12 protein-coding genes and 2 pseudogenes are annotated in these 14,802 nt (G+C 69.1%); 6 read left to right on the forward strand and 8 right to left on the reverse strand.

The genetic code is table 11. The annotated features are described in order from the left end of the window. Positions 1–68: 68 nt before the first annotated feature. The 4 genes from ACZ4RZ_RS05150 to ACZ4RZ_RS05165 form a co-directional block, all read right to left on the reverse strand. On the reverse strand, positions 69–1,235 hold the full coding sequence (locus ACZ4RZ_RS05150) for a thiolase domain-containing protein (RefSeq protein ID WP_467742167.1): 1,167 nt from the start codon (positions 1,233–1,235) through the stop codon (positions 69–71). Then, entirely contained in the window at positions 1,232–2,287 is a 1,056-nt protein-coding gene (locus tag ACZ4RZ_RS05155) for a thiolase domain-containing protein (RefSeq protein WP_467742169.1), read from the reverse strand. The genes ACZ4RZ_RS05150 and ACZ4RZ_RS05155 overlap by 4 nt, the downstream gene beginning before the upstream one ends. Beyond that, on the reverse strand, positions 2,288–3,226 hold the full coding sequence (locus tag ACZ4RZ_RS05160) for a Zn-ribbon domain-containing OB-fold protein (RefSeq protein ID WP_467742171.1): 939 nt from the start codon (positions 3,224–3,226) through the stop codon (positions 2,288–2,290). 76 nt (positions 3,227–3,302) lie between these two features. Further along, positions 3,303–4,103: a crotonase/enoyl-CoA hydratase family protein gene (locus ACZ4RZ_RS05165; protein WP_467742173.1), complete on the reverse strand. Its 801-nt coding sequence runs from the start codon at positions 4,101–4,103 to the stop codon at positions 3,303–3,305. 176 nt (positions 4,104–4,279) lie between these two features. On the opposite strand from ACZ4RZ_RS05165, the gene ACZ4RZ_RS05170 reads away from it, so the two are divergent. Both ACZ4RZ_RS05170 and ACZ4RZ_RS05175 read left to right on the forward strand, forming a co-directional pair. Further along, on the forward strand, positions 4,280–5,911 hold the full coding sequence (locus ACZ4RZ_RS05170) for an acyl-CoA synthetase (RefSeq protein WP_467742175.1): 1,632 nt from the start codon (positions 4,280–4,282) through the stop codon (positions 5,909–5,911). A gap of 123 nt (positions 5,912–6,034) precedes the next feature. Continuing rightward, a complete protein-coding gene (locus ACZ4RZ_RS05175) occupies positions 6,035–6,292 on the forward strand; it encodes a hypothetical protein (RefSeq protein ID WP_467742177.1) in 258 nt (85 codons plus the stop codon). Here ACZ4RZ_RS05175 and ACZ4RZ_RS05180 read toward each other — a convergent pair. From ACZ4RZ_RS05180 to ACZ4RZ_RS05190, 3 genes and pseudogenes are all read right to left on the reverse strand, one after another. Beyond that, on the reverse strand, positions 6,262–6,684 hold the full coding sequence (locus ACZ4RZ_RS05180; protein ID WP_467743098.1) for a hypothetical protein: 423 nt from the start codon (positions 6,682–6,684) through the stop codon (positions 6,262–6,264). The two genes, ACZ4RZ_RS05175 and ACZ4RZ_RS05180, sit on opposite strands and share 31 nt — an antisense overlap. Then, positions 6,675–7,104: pseudogene (locus tag ACZ4RZ_RS05185) on the reverse strand (dihydrofolate reductase family protein); the annotation flags it as partial. The gene ACZ4RZ_RS05180 and the pseudogene ACZ4RZ_RS05185, both read right to left, overlap by 10 nt. A 1,036-nt stretch (positions 7,105–8,140) precedes the next feature. Continuing rightward, positions 8,141–8,929 (reverse strand): IclR family transcriptional regulator, encoded by a 789-nt coding sequence (locus ACZ4RZ_RS05190; RefSeq protein WP_467742178.1) that lies wholly within the window; start codon positions 8,927–8,929, stop codon positions 8,141–8,143. 107 nt (positions 8,930–9,036) lie between these two features. On the opposite strand from ACZ4RZ_RS05190, the gene ACZ4RZ_RS05195 reads away from it, so the two are divergent. The 3 genes from ACZ4RZ_RS05195 (at position 9,037) to ACZ4RZ_RS05205 (ending at position 12,947) form a co-directional block, all read left to right on the forward strand. Beyond that, positions 9,037–9,996, forward strand: coding sequence for a 5-dehydro-4-deoxyglucarate dehydratase (locus tag ACZ4RZ_RS05195; RefSeq protein WP_467742180.1), 960 nt, complete (start codon positions 9,037–9,039; stop codon positions 9,994–9,996). Between the two features lie 213 nt (positions 9,997–10,209). Then, entirely contained in the window at positions 10,210–11,547 is a 1,338-nt protein-coding gene (locus tag ACZ4RZ_RS05200) for a gluconate:H+ symporter (protein WP_467742182.1), read from the forward strand. A 44-nt stretch (positions 11,548–11,591) separates the two neighbouring features. Beyond that, positions 11,592–12,947, forward strand: coding sequence for an enolase C-terminal domain-like protein (locus ACZ4RZ_RS05205; protein WP_467742184.1), 1,356 nt, complete (start codon positions 11,592–11,594; stop codon positions 12,945–12,947). 93 nt (positions 12,948–13,040) lie between these two features. Here the strand turns inward: ACZ4RZ_RS05205 and ACZ4RZ_RS05210 are convergent. Beyond that, positions 13,041–13,253 (reverse strand): annotated as a pseudogene (locus tag ACZ4RZ_RS05210) (mycothiol transferase); the annotation flags it as partial. A gap of 191 nt (positions 13,254–13,444) precedes the next feature. Between ACZ4RZ_RS05210 and paaK the strand changes: the two are divergent. Continuing rightward, positions 13,445–14,749 (forward strand): phenylacetate--CoA ligase PaaK, encoded by a 1,305-nt coding sequence (gene paaK, locus ACZ4RZ_RS05215; protein WP_467742186.1) that lies wholly within the window; start codon positions 13,445–13,447, stop codon positions 14,747–14,749. Positions 14,750–14,802 lie beyond the last annotated feature (53 nt).

Here is a 14,802-nt window from a genome sequence, read left to right on the forward strand (position 1 = left end):
GGTTCGTCGTCCGCGGCCAGCCTAGCGATCGGTTCGGGCGGCGGACAGGCCACGTGAGGGGGACGGTTTCAGGAGGCCGGCGGCGCGGACCCGACCAGCCACATGGAGAAGAACTGGGATCCGCCGCCATAGGCGTGCCCCAGCACCCTGCGAGCCCCGTCCACCTGGTGTTCTCCGGCCTGCCCACGCACCTGAAGTGCCGCTTCGGCGAAGCGGATCATGCCGGAGGCGCCGATCGGATTGGTGGAGAGGACGCCGCCCGACATGTTGACGGGCAAGTCCCCGTCCAGTTCCGTCACCCCGGCCTCGGTGAGCTTCCAGCCCTCGCCCTCCTCCGCGAAACCGAGGTTCTCCAGCCACATCGGCTCGTACCAGGAGAACGGCACGTACATCTCGACGGCGTCGATGTCTCGGCGCGGGTCCGCGATGCCGGCCTGCCGGTACACGTCGGCCGCGCAGTCCTTGCCCGCCTGCGGCGACACGAAGTCCTTGCCCGCGAAGAGGGTGGGTTCACTGCGCATCGCGCCGCCGTGCAGCCACGCGGGTGGCCGCGGCGAGCGGGCCGCCCCCGCACGGTCGGTGAGGATCATCGCGCAGGCCCCGTCCGACGACGGGCAGGTCTCCGAATAGCGAATCGGGTCCCACAGCATGGGCGAGGCCTGGACCTTCTCCAGCGTGATGTCGTGCTCGTGGAGATGCGCGTAGGGGTTCTTCAGCGCGTTGCGGCGGTCCTTGTACGCGACGAGCGAGCCGACCGTGTCGGGTGCGCCGGTGCGCCGCATGTACGCGCGCACGTGCGGCGCGAAGAAGCCGCCGGCCCCGGCCAGCAGCGGCTGCTGAAAGGGGATCGGCAGCGACAGGCCCCACATGGCGTTCGACTCGGACTGCTTCTCGTAGGCCAGGGTCAGGACGGTGCCGTGGACGCGTCCGGCGATGAGGTTCGTGGCGACGAGGGCGGTCGATCCGCCGACGGAGCCCGCCGTGTGCACCCGCAGCATCGGCTTGCCGACCGCGCCGAGCGCGTCCGCGAGATACAGCTCCGGCATCATGACGCCCTCGAAGAAGTCGGGCGCCTTGCCGATCACGACGGCGTCGATGTCGGCCCAGGCCAACTCGGCGTCATCCAATGCGCGTTGGGCAGCCTCGCGGACCAGTCCCGCGATGGACACGTCCCGGCGGGCCGCCACGTGCTTGGTCTGGCCGATGCCTACGACGGCCACGGGCTCCTTGCTCATCGGGCATCCCCTTCGAGTACGGCGACCAGGTTCTGTTGGAGGCAGGGGCCTGAAGTGGCGTGCGCGAGCGCCCGGTCGGATGTACCCCGATGGATGCGCACGGCGGCTTCACCGATGCGGATCAGCCCGGCCGCCATCACCGGGTTGGCGGCGAGCGCACCCCCGGAGGGGTTGACCGTCACGCTCTCTCCGAGCCCCAGCGCCTTCCGCAGGACCACCTCCTGGGAGGTGAAGGGGGCATGCAACTCGGCGGTGTCGACGGGACGTTCGAAGACGCCCGCCTTCTCCGCGGCCAGGCGCGTGGACGGCGAGTCGGTCAGGTCGCGGACGCCGAGGCCGTGCGCCTCGATGCGATGGTCGATGCCCCGGATCCAGGCGGGCCGTTCGCACAGCTCGCGGGCCCTCTCACCCGCCGCGAGGATCACGGCGGCGGCACCGTCGCCGATGGGCGGGCAGTCACCGGTACGCAGCGGACGTACGAGGTAGTCGCCCTGCGCCACCGAACCACGCAGCTGCGCATGGGAGTTGGCGGCCGCCGAGGCACGGCTGCGGGCCGCGACGGAGGCAAGAGCGGGCTCGTCGGTCTCGCCAGCGTCGATGAGCGCCTGCGCCTGAAGCGCCGCGAGCGCGACGGAATCCGGCCACAGGGGCGCCACGTAGTACGGGTCGAGCTGCCGGGTCAGGACGTCTCGCACGGAACCGGGCGAGGACTTGCCGTACGCGTACACGAGCGCGGTGTCGACCTCCCCGGTGAGCAGCTTCGTCCATGCCTCGTACAGCGCCCACGCGCCGTCCATCTCCACGTGCGATTCGGAGATCGGCGGCCAGGCGCCCACCCCGTCGAGCGCCATCGTGAAGGAGAAGGCACGGCCCGCGAGATAGTCCGTGGAACCGGAGCACGTGAAGCCGATGTCGCTGGTCTTCAGACCCGTCTGGTCGAGGACGTCGTGCAGGACCGGGATGAGCATCTCCACCTCGGAGAGCTCGTCACTGGTGCGCCGGTGGTCGGTCTGAGCGAAGGCAACGACGGCGATGTCCCTGATGGGCGGCATCTACAACAGCTCCTTGTACATCTCGTAGTCCGCGTCCGGTTCGCCGGTGGGCCGGTAGTGGTCCGGGTGGCGGCCGCCTTCCGTCCACACCGGCTCCACACGCAGGCCCATGCGCACCTCGCCGTAGGGGATGCCGCCGATCCGGCCGTGCAGCGCGAGGTCGGCGCCGTCGAGGGCGATGTGCGCATAGACGTACGGCACTTCGATGTCGAGGTTCTTCGCCTTGATGTTGACGATGCAGTACGTGGTGACTGTGCCTCGCGGACCCACCTCGACCTGCTCCGAGGTGGCGACACCGCAGGTGGGGCAGGCGCCCCTCGGCGGGACGTACACCTTGCGGCATGACGGGCAGCGTTCGCCGACGGTGCGCTGATCGGAGAGGGCGTTGATGTAGCCGCTCTGGGCGCGACCGGGCGAGTAGACGTAGTCGAGTCGGGCGGGGGCGACGATGCCGGTCACCATGTCCTCGAACCGGCCGCTGTGGCCCGTGAGTTCCGCGATGCCCTCGTACGGTTCGAAGCAGGCGATGTCCGTGATGGCACCGGAGCGCTCCTCGGCCCAGCGGATGCGGACGCGCATGCCCGTGCGTACGGCGCCGGGACCTGGAGCGTCGAGGGCGTGCAGGAGGGCGGTGTCGGCGCCGTCGAGTTTCACCAGCGCCCAGGCGAAGGGGGTGTCGAGGGGCTGACCCCGGCGGGGTTCGTGGTTCCAGGCCCAGGTGGTGACCGTGCCGGTGGGGGCGACCTCGACCAGGTCGCGTATCTCATCGGCGGTGACCGGGTCGTACTCGACGGGCGGGACCAGTGTGCGGCCGTCCATGGTCTTCACGCCGAGGACGACGCGTTCGCACAGGCCGGTGAGAAAGGCGCTCTGGACGGGGCCGAGCGAGCGGGTGAAGGGGAATTCGACGACGAGCGGGGCTTTGAGGACTTCGGGCATCCCGGGTGTCTCCTTCGGAGGGTCGGACACGCCATTGCCCGTAAGGGGTGGGGCGCGCCCGGGCGCGGGCTTCGGATCAGGCGCGCCGGTAGACGGGCGGGCGCTTCTCGGCGAAGGCTCGGGAGCCCTCCTTGGCATCGGCGGTGTCGAAGATCGGCCAGCCGCGCTTGAGCTCGGCGGCGAGCCCGTCGGTCTCGGTCAGCTCGGCGGTCTCGTACACCGAGGCCTTCACGGCCTCGACCGCCAGCGGGCCGCAGGCGTTGATCAGCTCGGCGATCGCGAGGGCCTTGTCCAGCGCGGTGCCGTCGGGGACGACATGGCCGATCAGGCCGATGTCGGCGGCCTCCCGGGCCGCGTACGGGCGACCCGTGAGCAGCATTTCGAGGGCGTGGGTGCGCGGGATCTGGCGTTGCAGCCGGACCGTCGAACCGCCGATCGGGAACAGGCCGCGCTTGACCTCGAAGAGCCCGAAGGTCGCGGACTCACCGGCGACCCGGATGTCGGTGCCCTGGAGGATCTCCGTGCCGCCCGCGACACAGTGCCCTTCGACGGCGGCGATCACCGGCTTTCGGGGGCGGTGGTGGCGCAGCATCGCCTTCCAGTGCAGATCGGGGTCGGCCTTGAGCCGGTCCCGGTACTGCTCGCCCTCCATCCCCTTTCCGGCCAGCGCCTTGAGGTCCATTCCTGCGCAGAAGGCACCCCCCGCTCCGGTGAGCACGATCGAGCGGATCGCGTCGTCCTCGTCGGCCTCGACCCAGCCGTCGTACAGGCCGACCAGCATCGGCAGCGAGAGCGCGTTCTTGGCTTCGGGCCTGTTGAGCGTGAGTACCAGTGTGGCGCCTTCGCGCTGCACGGTGAGGTGTTCCGTCCCACCCATTGCCGTCCTCCCGTCTCAGGAACGAGAACAGGTTGCAGGAGGGGCGGAGCCAGTACAAGGGTTTTCTGACAGACAGTCAGATTTCTTCTGCCGGGACCCTTCACAGTTGGGTGCGGCTTTGCTCTGATGACCGTCGAGCCGAGTGCAGCCACGGACGTTCGGGATCAGGAGGAGCGGTGGAGTACAACCTTGCCGACCTGTTCGAGTCGGTCGTCGACGTGGTCCCGGGGCGCGAGGCGCTCGTGTACATCGACCACCCCGGCACGGGTGCCGAGCGCCGGCTGACGTACGCCCAGCTGGACGCGGCCGCGAACCGCGTCGCGCACCACCTGATCGACAGCGGCATACGCCCCGGCGAACACCTCGGACTCCACCTGTACAACGGCGTCGAGTACCTGCAGACCGTCCTGGGCTGTCTGAAGGCCCGGATCGTGCCGGTCAACGTGAACTATCGCTATGTGGAAGAGGAGCTGATCTACCTCTACCGGGACGCGGACCTGGTGGCCCTGGTCTTCGACGCGGAGTTCACGGACCGGGTGGCGGCGGCGCTGCCGCACGCTCCGGCACTGCGGCATGTCGTACGGGTGGGCTCCCCCGCACCCGGTGCGGCCTCGCTGGACGCGGTGGAGTTCACGGACGCCGAGGCCGCCGCATCCCCTGAGCGGGGATTCCCGCCGCGCTCGGCGGACGACCAGTTCATCATCTACACCGGTGGCACAACAGGGATGCCCAAGGGGGTGATGTGGCGGCAGGAGGACCTGTTCTTCTCCGGCCTCGGCGGTGGCGCTCCGACCGGTGAGCCGGTCAAGAAGCCGGAGGAGCTGGCCGAGCGCGTCGCGGCCGGTGGCGAGGGGATCACCTTCTTCCCCACTCCCCCGCTGATGCACGGCACCTCGACGCTCACCGCCTTCATCGGCTTCAACTTCGGCCAACGCATCGTGGTCCACCGCAAGTTCGTACCCGAGGAAGTCCTGCGGACGATCGAGAAGGAGAAGGTCACCAGCATGTCGCTGGTCGGCGACGCGATGCTGCGACCCTTGATCGACGCGCTGAACGGGCCCATGAAGGGCACCGACTGCTCCGCGATGTTCAGCGTGTCGTCCTCCGGCGCGATCATGTCGGACACGGTGCGCGAGCAGTTCCAGGCACTGGTCCCGAACGTGATGCTGCTGAACAACTTCGGCTCGTCGGAGTCGGGCTTCAACGGCACCGCGACGGCGGACTCGGGCCCGGCGCGCGGCTTCCGGGTGCGCGTCAACTCCCGCACGCAGGTGGTGGATCCGGTCACGCACGAGCCGGTCGCCGTCGGCGAGCCCGGCCGCATCGCCCAGCGCGGCCATGTGCCACTCGGCTACTACAACGACCCCAAGAAAACCGCCGAGACCTTCTTCCAGAAGGGCGACGAGCGCTGGGTGCTCCTCGGCGACATGGCTACGGTCGACGAGGAGGGCATCGTCACCGTCCTCGGCCGCGGCTCCCAGTGCATCAACACCGGTGGCGAGAAGGTCTATCCGGAAGAGGTCGAGCAAGCGCTCAAGTCGCATCCGGACGTGTACGACGCCTTGGTCGCCGGGGTGCCGGACGAGAAGTGGGGCAACCACGTCGCCGCGGTCGTCCAGCTCCGCGAGGGCGCGGACCACCCGTCCCTGGAGGACATCCAGACCCACTGCCGCACCCACCTCGCGGGCTACAAGATCCCCCGCCAGCTCGTGATCACGGAGGCCATTCAGCGGTCGCCCAGCGGGAAGGCGGACTATCGGTGGGCGCGGGCGGTGGCGGCGGAGGCGGCTCCGCGCGAGGGACGCTGACCGTCACGTTCTCCGTGGCCGGGTCGCCCTTCGCGCGGCGACTAGCCGTTCCGCCTAAGCCAGTGTGCGACCTACCGTGCGCCTGTCCCACGGCCGGTGGGAAAGGCACTTAAATATCGAAGCATGACTACCGAGCCGCAGCGCTTCACTATCTTGCTGGTTCCCGAACACATCGAGGACGCAGACGGTGCGTCCGCGGAAGACTCAGCTGTGCGATCGGCAGTCGTCGAGGCGACTGGCGAGACAGGCGAGACGGGTTACCCCCGCTACGCCGGGGAGGGGATCGTGGCCGACATCGACCCCAGTACGCGCACGGTCGAGGCGGTGCTGATCGATGGTGCGGAGCTGGACTACGGACTCAACGTTAGGGTCGCTTCCTGATCTGGTGGACCTCGACGTCGCCCTCGTGCACGCGATCGACGAAGCCGGGCCCGGACGTGGGTCCTGGCCTCGCGTCGGCACCGGTTCAGGACCTTGTGCAGGTCCGGGGCCTGGTCGGCGCGGATGTCGATGCCCTCGTGGAGGTAGCGGTAGCCGGTGGCCTGGGGGATGCATGCGTCGCGCGCCAGGCAGTGCACGCAGCCGCGTTCGCGGAACCAGCGCAGGACCAGGACGGCCTGGCGGAACGGGCCGAGTGCCTCGCTGCCGCGCGGGGTGCCGATCCGCCGCCGGTGTGCGGCCAGCAGGCATGAGAGGTGGTCCACGACGTGGCGCGCGACGTCGAGCGCGGCGACATAGGGGACCAACGTGAGGCCTTTGGTGGTTGCGGACATGATGGAATGCCACCGCCAACCAGCACCGGGTAGACCATGGCCCGGTACTCGTCGATCAGACCCAACGCGGCCGCCTCGGCGGCGAGAGTCGCGCCGCCGATCGCGATATCGCCCTCCCCCGGCTCAGCCCGCAACCGCTCGATCTCCTCCGCCAGGCCGCCGGAGGCCAGGCGGGCATTGCCCTGCACCGCCGACAGCGTGGTCGAGAACACCAGCTTCGGGAGCGGCTTCCAGAGCGCGGCCCACTCCAGCATTGAGTCGTCGAGCGATGGATCCTGGTCGGCGGTCTCCCAGTACAGCATCGTCTCGTACAGCCGTCGGCGAAAGACCTCCTCGTCGGGCGCCGTCCAGTCGAAGCCACCGTCCGGCCCGACGATGTAGCCGTCAAGTGAGACGCTCATCGAAAGTCACGCTGCGCATCAGAAGTCCTCCTCGGTACCGGGTTCGACAGTACGACCGCCGGACGCCGCAGGACTCATCGCGGCTCGCGGGATCCCCTGGGCCGAGTCATCTCACGAGATCATTTCGTTGAGAAAACCTCTGTGACCTCCTTTCACGGCGGTCAGGACTACTCAGTGATTCCAGAGCGGTTCGATCTAAATGTCGAACCGCCGTCCACTTTGACTTTCGACGCGGAGGAGGCAAAGGCACTGTTCGTAAGGCCGTCGCCGGATTGGATGCGAAAATGCCCGCCCCAAGGTTGGTTGACGGGATCGCCCCGGTAACGATCAGGCACTCTCTTGGTGTTTCTGCCGTGCCGTCTTCCAGAAGGTTCTCGTTGCCCCAGGCATGGAAGACGACCCGCTCTTTGGGCCTCGAGCGCAACTGCTCGGCGCCTACTGGATGGACAGTCCCGTCCTGCGCCACTGCGACTGCGCCCGCGCGGACGACACGAACCAGCCGCCCGATCCCCAGAGCGACGGGGTGTTCCGCGTGGTGATACTCGGACTGTCCTTGATCGTTATCGGTGCTGCGCTGGCTTCGGTTATCGGCGCATAGCCCAGCCTTCGCAAGGATCCGAGTCGTACTGTCCGATGGTCGGCCAGCTCTCGGCATCAACGCAGCTATGCCAGCACGTCGTTGAGAAGGACGGAGGCAGTACACGGAGGGGCGGGCGTGCGGCTGACTATCGATACCGAAGCAGACAGCTACGAACAGGCCATCGCCGCAGTTAAGGCCGCGGGACAGGGGGTGCGCGCGTAGACCGGGGCGACGAACGGGTCGCCCGCCAGCAGCATTCCGCCGCTAGGACAGGGCGGTGCTGTTGGCCCTTGGTGAACCTGGTACTCGCCCACAAGTCAAGATCGTGGAGATCCGTGCCTGGAACCCCACGAAGTGTGAGTGGGCCGCGCCTGGCGTCATGCTGAGTCTGAGACCGCTTCACCACGCCAGTACTCGAGACTACGCTCGGCATCGAGGGTGTGCTTGGCGCGGCGGGGCCCGGCCGCCCCCGAGGTCAGCGCCAGTCAGGGGCGCCCGCGGCAGGCGGCAGCAGGGTTTCGATCTTCGTCCGAATCTCCCGCATGACGGAGACGATGCGGGCCTCGTGGTCCCCCGTGAGCCGGTTCACCGGCACCGAGCAGCTGATGGCGTCGGTGGCCGGGGTGTCGTAGCGCAGGGCGAAGCCGAAGCCCGCGATGCCGGGCACTGTTTCCTCGCGGTCGATGGAGTAGCCGCGCTCGCGCACGCCGGCGAGGTCGGCGAGCAGGGCGGCGCGCTCAGTGTGCGTGTTCTCGCTGAGGGCCGGCAGCGGATCGGGGGGTAGCGGGAGATCGTCGTCGGGGCGCTCGGCGAGGAGGGCCTTGCCGAGCGCGCCGGCGTGGGCCGGGATCCGGCGGCCGACCCGGCTGATGGTGCGCGAATACTCGTGGGACTCACGGGTCGCGAGGTAGACGACGCTCGGGCCGTCGAGCCGCGCCATGTGGATGGTCTCCCCGAGTGCGTCCGAGGCCTCGTCGAGGTAGGGGCGGACCATTCCTACGTACCGGTCGCTGTCGAGATAGCTGGTGCCCGTGAGCAGCGCGCGGATCCCGATGCCGTAGAGGGAGCCGGTGGTGTCGGTGCGCACCCAGCCGCAGTCGACGAGGGTCCGCAGCAGCTGGTACATGCTGCTGCGCGGCACGCTCAGCTCCTCGGCGAGTTCGTCCAGGCGCGAGGGCCGGTCGCCGCGGTCGGCGAGCAGTTCCAGCAGCGCGACGGTGCGGGCCGCCGACTTCACTCCACGGACCCCTGGGCTCTCCGGCATGGGCCCCATCGTAAATCCGCGCCGTCGCACCCATTGACCTCGCAGGGTTCACGAACCTAGCCTCCATTCTCATACTTAGACGCCATCTGCATATAGGGATGAGATTCATGACAGGGTTCAGCGCGGAGGTCGAGGGTGTGGTCCAGCGGCTGCGGGACGGCATGGCGGGTGGGGTGCTGTCCTTCCCGCTCACGAGCTTCCGGGAAGACGGCGAACTCGACCTGGAGTCCTACCGGGCCTACCTGACCGCCCAGTTGGCCACCGCGCCGGGTGCGGTGTTCCCCGCCTGTGGAACCGGCGAGTTCAGCGCGCTGGACGAGGACGAGTACCGCGCGGTCGTCGAGGCCACGGTCGAGATCTCAGGCGGTCGGCTGCCCGTCGTCGCCGGTATCGGCTACGGCTGGGCGCAGTCGCTGCGATTCGCCCGGATCGCCGAAGAGGCGGGCGCGGACGCCGCGTTGGTGCTGCCCCACTATCTGGTCGAGGCCCCGCAGGACGGCCTGGTCGAGCAGCTGCGCCGGATCGCTGCCGGCACCCGACTGCCGCTCGTCGCCTACCAGCGCGGCCCCGTCGCCTTCACCCCCGACGGCCTGCGCCGGATCGCGGAGATCCCCACGGTCGTCGGCCTCAAGGACGGGCACAGCGACCTCGACCGGCTCCAGCGCCTCACGCTCGCCGCCCCCGACGGTTTCCTCTTCTTCAACGGCGCCGCCACCGCCGAGATCCAGGCCCGCGCGTACGCCACCGTCGGCGTCCCCGCCTACTCGTCGGCCGTCCACGCCTTCGCGCCCGAGATCGCCGACGCCTTCTTCGCCGCGCTGCAAAGCGGCGACGACGCGACCGTGACCAAGCTCCTGCGCGACTTCTACGTCCCGCTGGTCGAGCTGCGCGACCGGGTGCCGGGCTACGCCGTCTCGCTGGTCAAGGCCGCCGCCCGGCTGCGCGGCCTGCCCGTCGGTCCGGTACGCGCTCCGCTCACCGACCCCGGCCCGGCCGACCTCGCCGACCTGGAGAAGGTCCTCGACGACGGCCTGAACCTGGTCGGCGCCGTACGACGCCTCGGCTGACGAAGGCCGTACGACACCTCGCGCCTGGCGAAAACCGTACGGCACGTCGCGCCTGATGAGGGCCGTATGACGCCTCGCCGGACGAAGGCTGTACGCCCTCCACCTCACCACCTGCGACCGCCCCGCAGGTGACCCCACGCGGCCCGGACGGGACCCGGGCCGCGAGCCACGTGTGCTCCGGATGCCCGCTTCACAGTTCAAAGGGGAACTGCCATGCCTCTCCTCGTAGTCGGGATCAGCGTTCTGATTCTGCTGCTCCTCATGACCAAGCTGCGACTGAACGGCTTCGCCGCCCTCCTCCTCGTGGCGGTCGGCGTCGGCGTCGTCCGCGGGATTCCGGTAGAGAAGATCCCGGACGTCCTCTCGGAGGGCATCGGCGGCCAGATCGGCGACACGATGCTCACCATCGGGCTCGGCGCCATGGTCGGCCGTGTCATGGGCGACTCCGGCGCCGCGCAGCGCATAGCCGGCAAGCTCCTGGACGCCTTCGGCCCCCGCTGGGTCCAGGTGGCCATGGTGGTCACGTCCATGCTCATCGGCGTCACCATGTTCTACGAGGTCGCCTTCATCATCATCGTGCCTATCGCGTTCACCCTGGTGCGGGTCACCGGGGCGCGGCTGCTCTGGGTCGGGCTGCCCATGTCGATCGCCCTGTCCACCATGCACAGCTTCCTGCCGCCGCACCCCGGCCCGACCGCCGTGGCCTCGACCTTCCACGCGTCCATCGGTCTGACCCTGTTCTACGGCCTGTTCATCGCCGTCCCGGCCGGTGCGCTGATCGCGCTCGTGTGGCCGCGCCTGCCGTTCATCAAGGTGATGAACCCCGCCATCCCCAAGGGGCTGGTCAGCGAGCGCGAGTTCACCGACGAGGAGATGCCGGGCCTGGGCTGGTCGCTGGGCGTGGCCCTCTTCCCCGTCGTGCTGATCGCCGGAGCCGCGGTGACCGATCTGGCCACCTCCGCCGAGACACCGTTCCTGCACTTCGTCGCCTTCATCGGCTCGGCACCGATCGCGCTGCTGCTGACCCTGCTCCTGGCGGTCTGGGCATTCGGACCGCGGATCGGCCGGAGCCTCTCCGACGTCAGCGCCTCCTGCACCTCGGCGGCCCAGGCGATGGCGATGATCCTCCTGGTGATCGGCGCCGGGGGCGCCTTCAAGAACGTCCTCGTCGAAGGCGGGATCTCCGACTACATCAAGGACGTCACGGACAACTGGTCCATCTCGCCGATCATCCTCGCCTGGCTCATCGCGGTCATCCTCCGCATCGCGCTCGGCTCGGCGACCGTCGCCGTGGTCACGGCCTCCGGCGTGGTGCTGCCGCTGCTGGCGGGCAGCGGGGTACATCCCGAGATGATGGTGCTCGCCGTCTCCTGCGGCTCGATCGCCTTCTCGCACGTCAACGATCCCGGATTCTGGCTGTTCAAGGAGTACTTCAACCTCTCGGTCATCGACGCGATCAAGGTCCGCACCACCTATACGACGGTGCTCGCGATCCTCGGCCTGGGTGGCGTCCTGGCCGTCGAGTGGGCCCTCGACGGCCTCAGCCTCTGATCACCGCCCCCGCGTCACCCCCGTACACAAGGACTTTGATGAGCATGAACACGAGTATGAGTACGAGCAGGAACAAGCAGCCGACCGTCACCGAGTTCTCCGTCTGTCCCGTCGCGGGCCGGGACTGCATGGAGCTGAACCTCTCCGGCGCGCACGGCCCCTACTTCACCCGCAACGTCGTCATCCTCAAGGACTCCGAGGGCCGTACCGGTCTCGGCGAGGTCCCCGGCGGAGAGAAGATCACCCGGACTCTGCGGGATGCCGAGTCCCTCGTCGTCGGCGCGAAGGTGGGCGACTACAAGCGCGTGCTGCGCGAGATCGGGGACCGCTTCGCCGACCGCGACGCCGGTGGACGCGGCGCGCAGACCTTCGACCTGCGGACCACCGTCCACGCGGTCACCGCCGTCGAGTCGGCGCTGCTGGACCTGCTGGGGCAGCACCTCGAAGTGCCGGTTGCGGCGCTCCTGGGAGACGGTCAACAGCGGGACTCCGTAAGGGTGTTGGGCTACCTCTTCTACGTCGGCGACCCCGACCGCACCGACCTGGACTACGCCCGCGAACCCGATTCGGACGTGGACTGGTACCGGATCCGGCACGAGGAGGCCCTGTCGCCCGAGGCGATCGTCCGGCAGGCCGAGGCGGCCTACGACCTCTACGGCTTCCGGGACTTCAAGCTCAAGGGCGGTGTCCTGGAGGGCGCCGAGGAAGTCAGGGCCGTCCGCGCGCTCAAGGACCGCTTCCCCGGGGCCCGGATCACCCTCGACCCCAACGGCGCCTGGTCGCTGCGCGAGGCCATCGAGCTGTGTACGCCCCTGGTGGGCACGCTCGCCTACGCGGAGGACCCCTGCGGAGCCGAGGGCGGCTACTCCGGGCGCGAGATCCTGGCCGAGTTCCGGCGCGCCACGAGGCTCCCGACGGCGACCAACATGATCGCCACCGACTGGCGGCAGCTGACCCACGCGCTGGCCCTGCAGTCGGTCTCCATCCCGCTGGCCGACCCGCACTTCTGGACGATGCAGGGCTCGGTACGCGTGGCCCAGCTCTGCAACGCGATGGGCCTGACCTGGGGTTGCCACTCGAACAACCACTTCGACATCTCGCTCGCCATGGTCACGCACTGCGGAGCGGCGGCCCCCGGCGAGTACAACGCCCTGGACACGCACTGGATCTGGCAGGAGGGCCTGGAGCGGCTCACCGTCTCCCCGCCCCGCATCGCCGACGGCGAGATCGCCGTCCCCGACGCCCCCGGCCTGGGCCTCCAGCTCGACATGGACCGACTCCTCGCGGCGCACGAGCTCTACCGCGAGAAGGCGTTGGGCGCCCGGGACGACGCGATCGGGATGCGGTACCTCGTCCCGGGCTGGGAATTCGACGCCAAGCGCCCCTGCCTGGTGCGCTAGCCGGTGGCCCGGCCTTGGCGGAGAGGTCCACCGGCCCGGCCCCGCGGTGCAGAGCGCGCCGCGGGGCCGGGCAGCGGTCGAAGGCGTCCGGGGCTACGCGACTCGGCCGGCTTCCTTCGCTATCCGCTCCAGCCGGTCGCGATGCCTCTCCCACCACGCCGAGTCGCCGGGTGCCATGCCGGCGTCGCCCTTCCGCAGTCCCGCGACCCCGTCGATGAGTTCCCGGACGATGTCGGCGTGCCCGGCGCGCCGATCGGTCTCGGCGATCATATGGACGAGGCTCCGGTGGAGCGTCACCTCGATCCGCTCCCCCGTGTTACGCGCCGCATCGCCGACGGCGAGATCGCCGTCCCCGACGCCATAGTCGCGGCCCGCTCCTCCAAGAAAATCGAGTCGACCTCTTGCCTGAGGCGGAGTGTCCTGAATTACTGATCTCGAACAGATCGACCGAATGATCGGTCGCCCGTAATGGTGCGGTTGGTGAGGGAGAAGTCCCTATGGTGGATTCCACAGACCCGAAGGGCCTGCTCGACGCCGGAGAGCGGCTCGACGCGGACGGATTGCGGGAGCTCCAGCTGGAGCGGCTGCGGGCGTCGCTGCGGCATGCGTACGAGAACGTGCCGTTCTACCGGGAGTCCTTCGACAAGGCGGGGGTGCGCCCGGACGACTGCCGTACGCTCGCCGACCTCGCGCGGTTCCCGTTCACGGTCAAGGGCGATCTGCGCGAGAACTACCCGTACGGAATGTTCGCCGTACCCCAGGACCGGATCCGGCGCATCCACGCGTCGAGTGGTACGACGGGGCGCCCCACGGTCGTCGGCTACACGGAGAACGACCTGTCCATGTGGGCCGACATGGTGGCCCGCTCGATTCGCGCGGCGGGCGGGCGCCCGGGTGACAAAGTGCATGTGGCGTACGGCTATGGGTTGTTCACCGGCGGGCTCGGCGCACACTACGGCGCCGAACGGCTCGGCTGTACGGTGATCCCCGCCTCAGGGGGCATGACGGCCCGTCAGGTCCAGCTGATCCAGGACCTGAGGCCCGAGATCATCATGGTGACCCCCTCGTACATGCTGACGCTGCTCGACGAGTTCGAGCGACAGGGCGTCGACCCACGCGGCACCTCCCTGCGCGTGGGGATCTTCGGGGCCGAGCCGTGGACCGAGGAGATGCGGCGGGAGATCGAGGAGCGGTTCGCGATCGACGCGGTGGACATCTACGGCCTGTCGGAGGTGATCGGCCCGGGCGTCGCCCAGGAGTGCGTCGAGACGAAGGACGGGCTGCACATCTGGGAGGACCACTTCTATCCCGAGGTTGTCGACCCGTTCACCGGCGAGGTGCTGCCGGACGGTGAGGAGGGCGAGCTGGTCTTCACCTCGCTCACCAAGGAGGCCATGCCCGTCATCCGTTACCGGACCCGGGACCTGACGCGGCTGCTACCCGGGACGGCGCGGGTCTTCCGCCGGATGGAGAAGATCACCGGCCGCAGTGACGACATGGTGATCCTGCGGGGCGTCAATCTCTTCCCGACGCAGATCGAGGAGATCGTGCTGCGCACACCGGGAGTCGCCCCGCACTTCCAGCTGCGTCTGACCCGCGAGGGCCGCCTCGACGCACTCACCGTGCGAGCCGAAGCGCGCTCCGGCGCCACACCCGAGATCCGTGAGGCGGCCGCACAGGCCATCACCGCGGCCGTGAAGGACGGCATCGGCGTGTCGGTCACGGTCGAGATCGTCGAACCCGAGTCGCTGGAACGGTCGGTGGGGAAGATCAGACGGATCGTGGATCTGCGTCCGCGCTGAGGCTCGCGAGGCGCCTTTTCGGAGATCACCTCGCGCTCGCGCCGCCTCGTGCC

Source organism: Streptomyces sp. NPDC027189, from assembly GCF_055566975.1.

Excerpts from the sequence above, each read along its gene's own strand:
- ACZ4RZ_RS05150 (WP_467742167.1), bottom strand. The coding sequence starts at position 1,235 with ATGAGCAAGGAGCCCGTGGCCGTCGTAGGCATCGGCCAGACCAAGCAC.
- ACZ4RZ_RS05155 (WP_467742169.1), bottom strand. The coding sequence starts at position 2,287 with ATGCCGCCCATCAGGGACATCGCCGTCGTTGCCTTCGCTCAGACCGAC.
- ACZ4RZ_RS05160 (WP_467742171.1), bottom strand. The coding sequence starts at position 3,226 with ATGCCCGAAGTCCTCAAAGCCCCGCTCGTCGTCGAATTCCCCTTCACC.
- ACZ4RZ_RS05165 (WP_467742173.1), bottom strand. The coding sequence starts at position 4,103 with ATGGGTGGGACGGAACACCTCACCGTGCAGCGCGAAGGCGCCACACTG.
- ACZ4RZ_RS05175 (WP_467742177.1), top strand. The coding sequence starts at position 6,035 with ATGACTACCGAGCCGCAGCGCTTCACTATCTTGCTGGTTCCCGAACAC.
- ACZ4RZ_RS05180 (WP_467743098.1), bottom strand. The coding sequence starts at position 6,684 with ATGTCCGCAACCACCAAAGGCCTCACGTTGGTCCCCTATGTCGCCGCG.
- ACZ4RZ_RS05190 (WP_467742178.1), bottom strand. The coding sequence starts at position 8,929 with ATGCCGGAGAGCCCAGGGGTCCGTGGAGTGAAGTCGGCGGCCCGCACC.
- ACZ4RZ_RS05195 (WP_467742180.1), top strand. The coding sequence starts at position 9,037 with ATGACAGGGTTCAGCGCGGAGGTCGAGGGTGTGGTCCAGCGGCTGCGG.
- ACZ4RZ_RS05200 (WP_467742182.1), top strand. The coding sequence starts at position 10,210 with ATGCCTCTCCTCGTAGTCGGGATCAGCGTTCTGATTCTGCTGCTCCTC.
- ACZ4RZ_RS05205 (WP_467742184.1), top strand. The coding sequence starts at position 11,592 with ATGAACACGAGTATGAGTACGAGCAGGAACAAGCAGCCGACCGTCACC.
- paaK (WP_467742186.1), top strand. The coding sequence starts at position 13,445 with ATGGTGGATTCCACAGACCCGAAGGGCCTGCTCGACGCCGGAGAGCGG.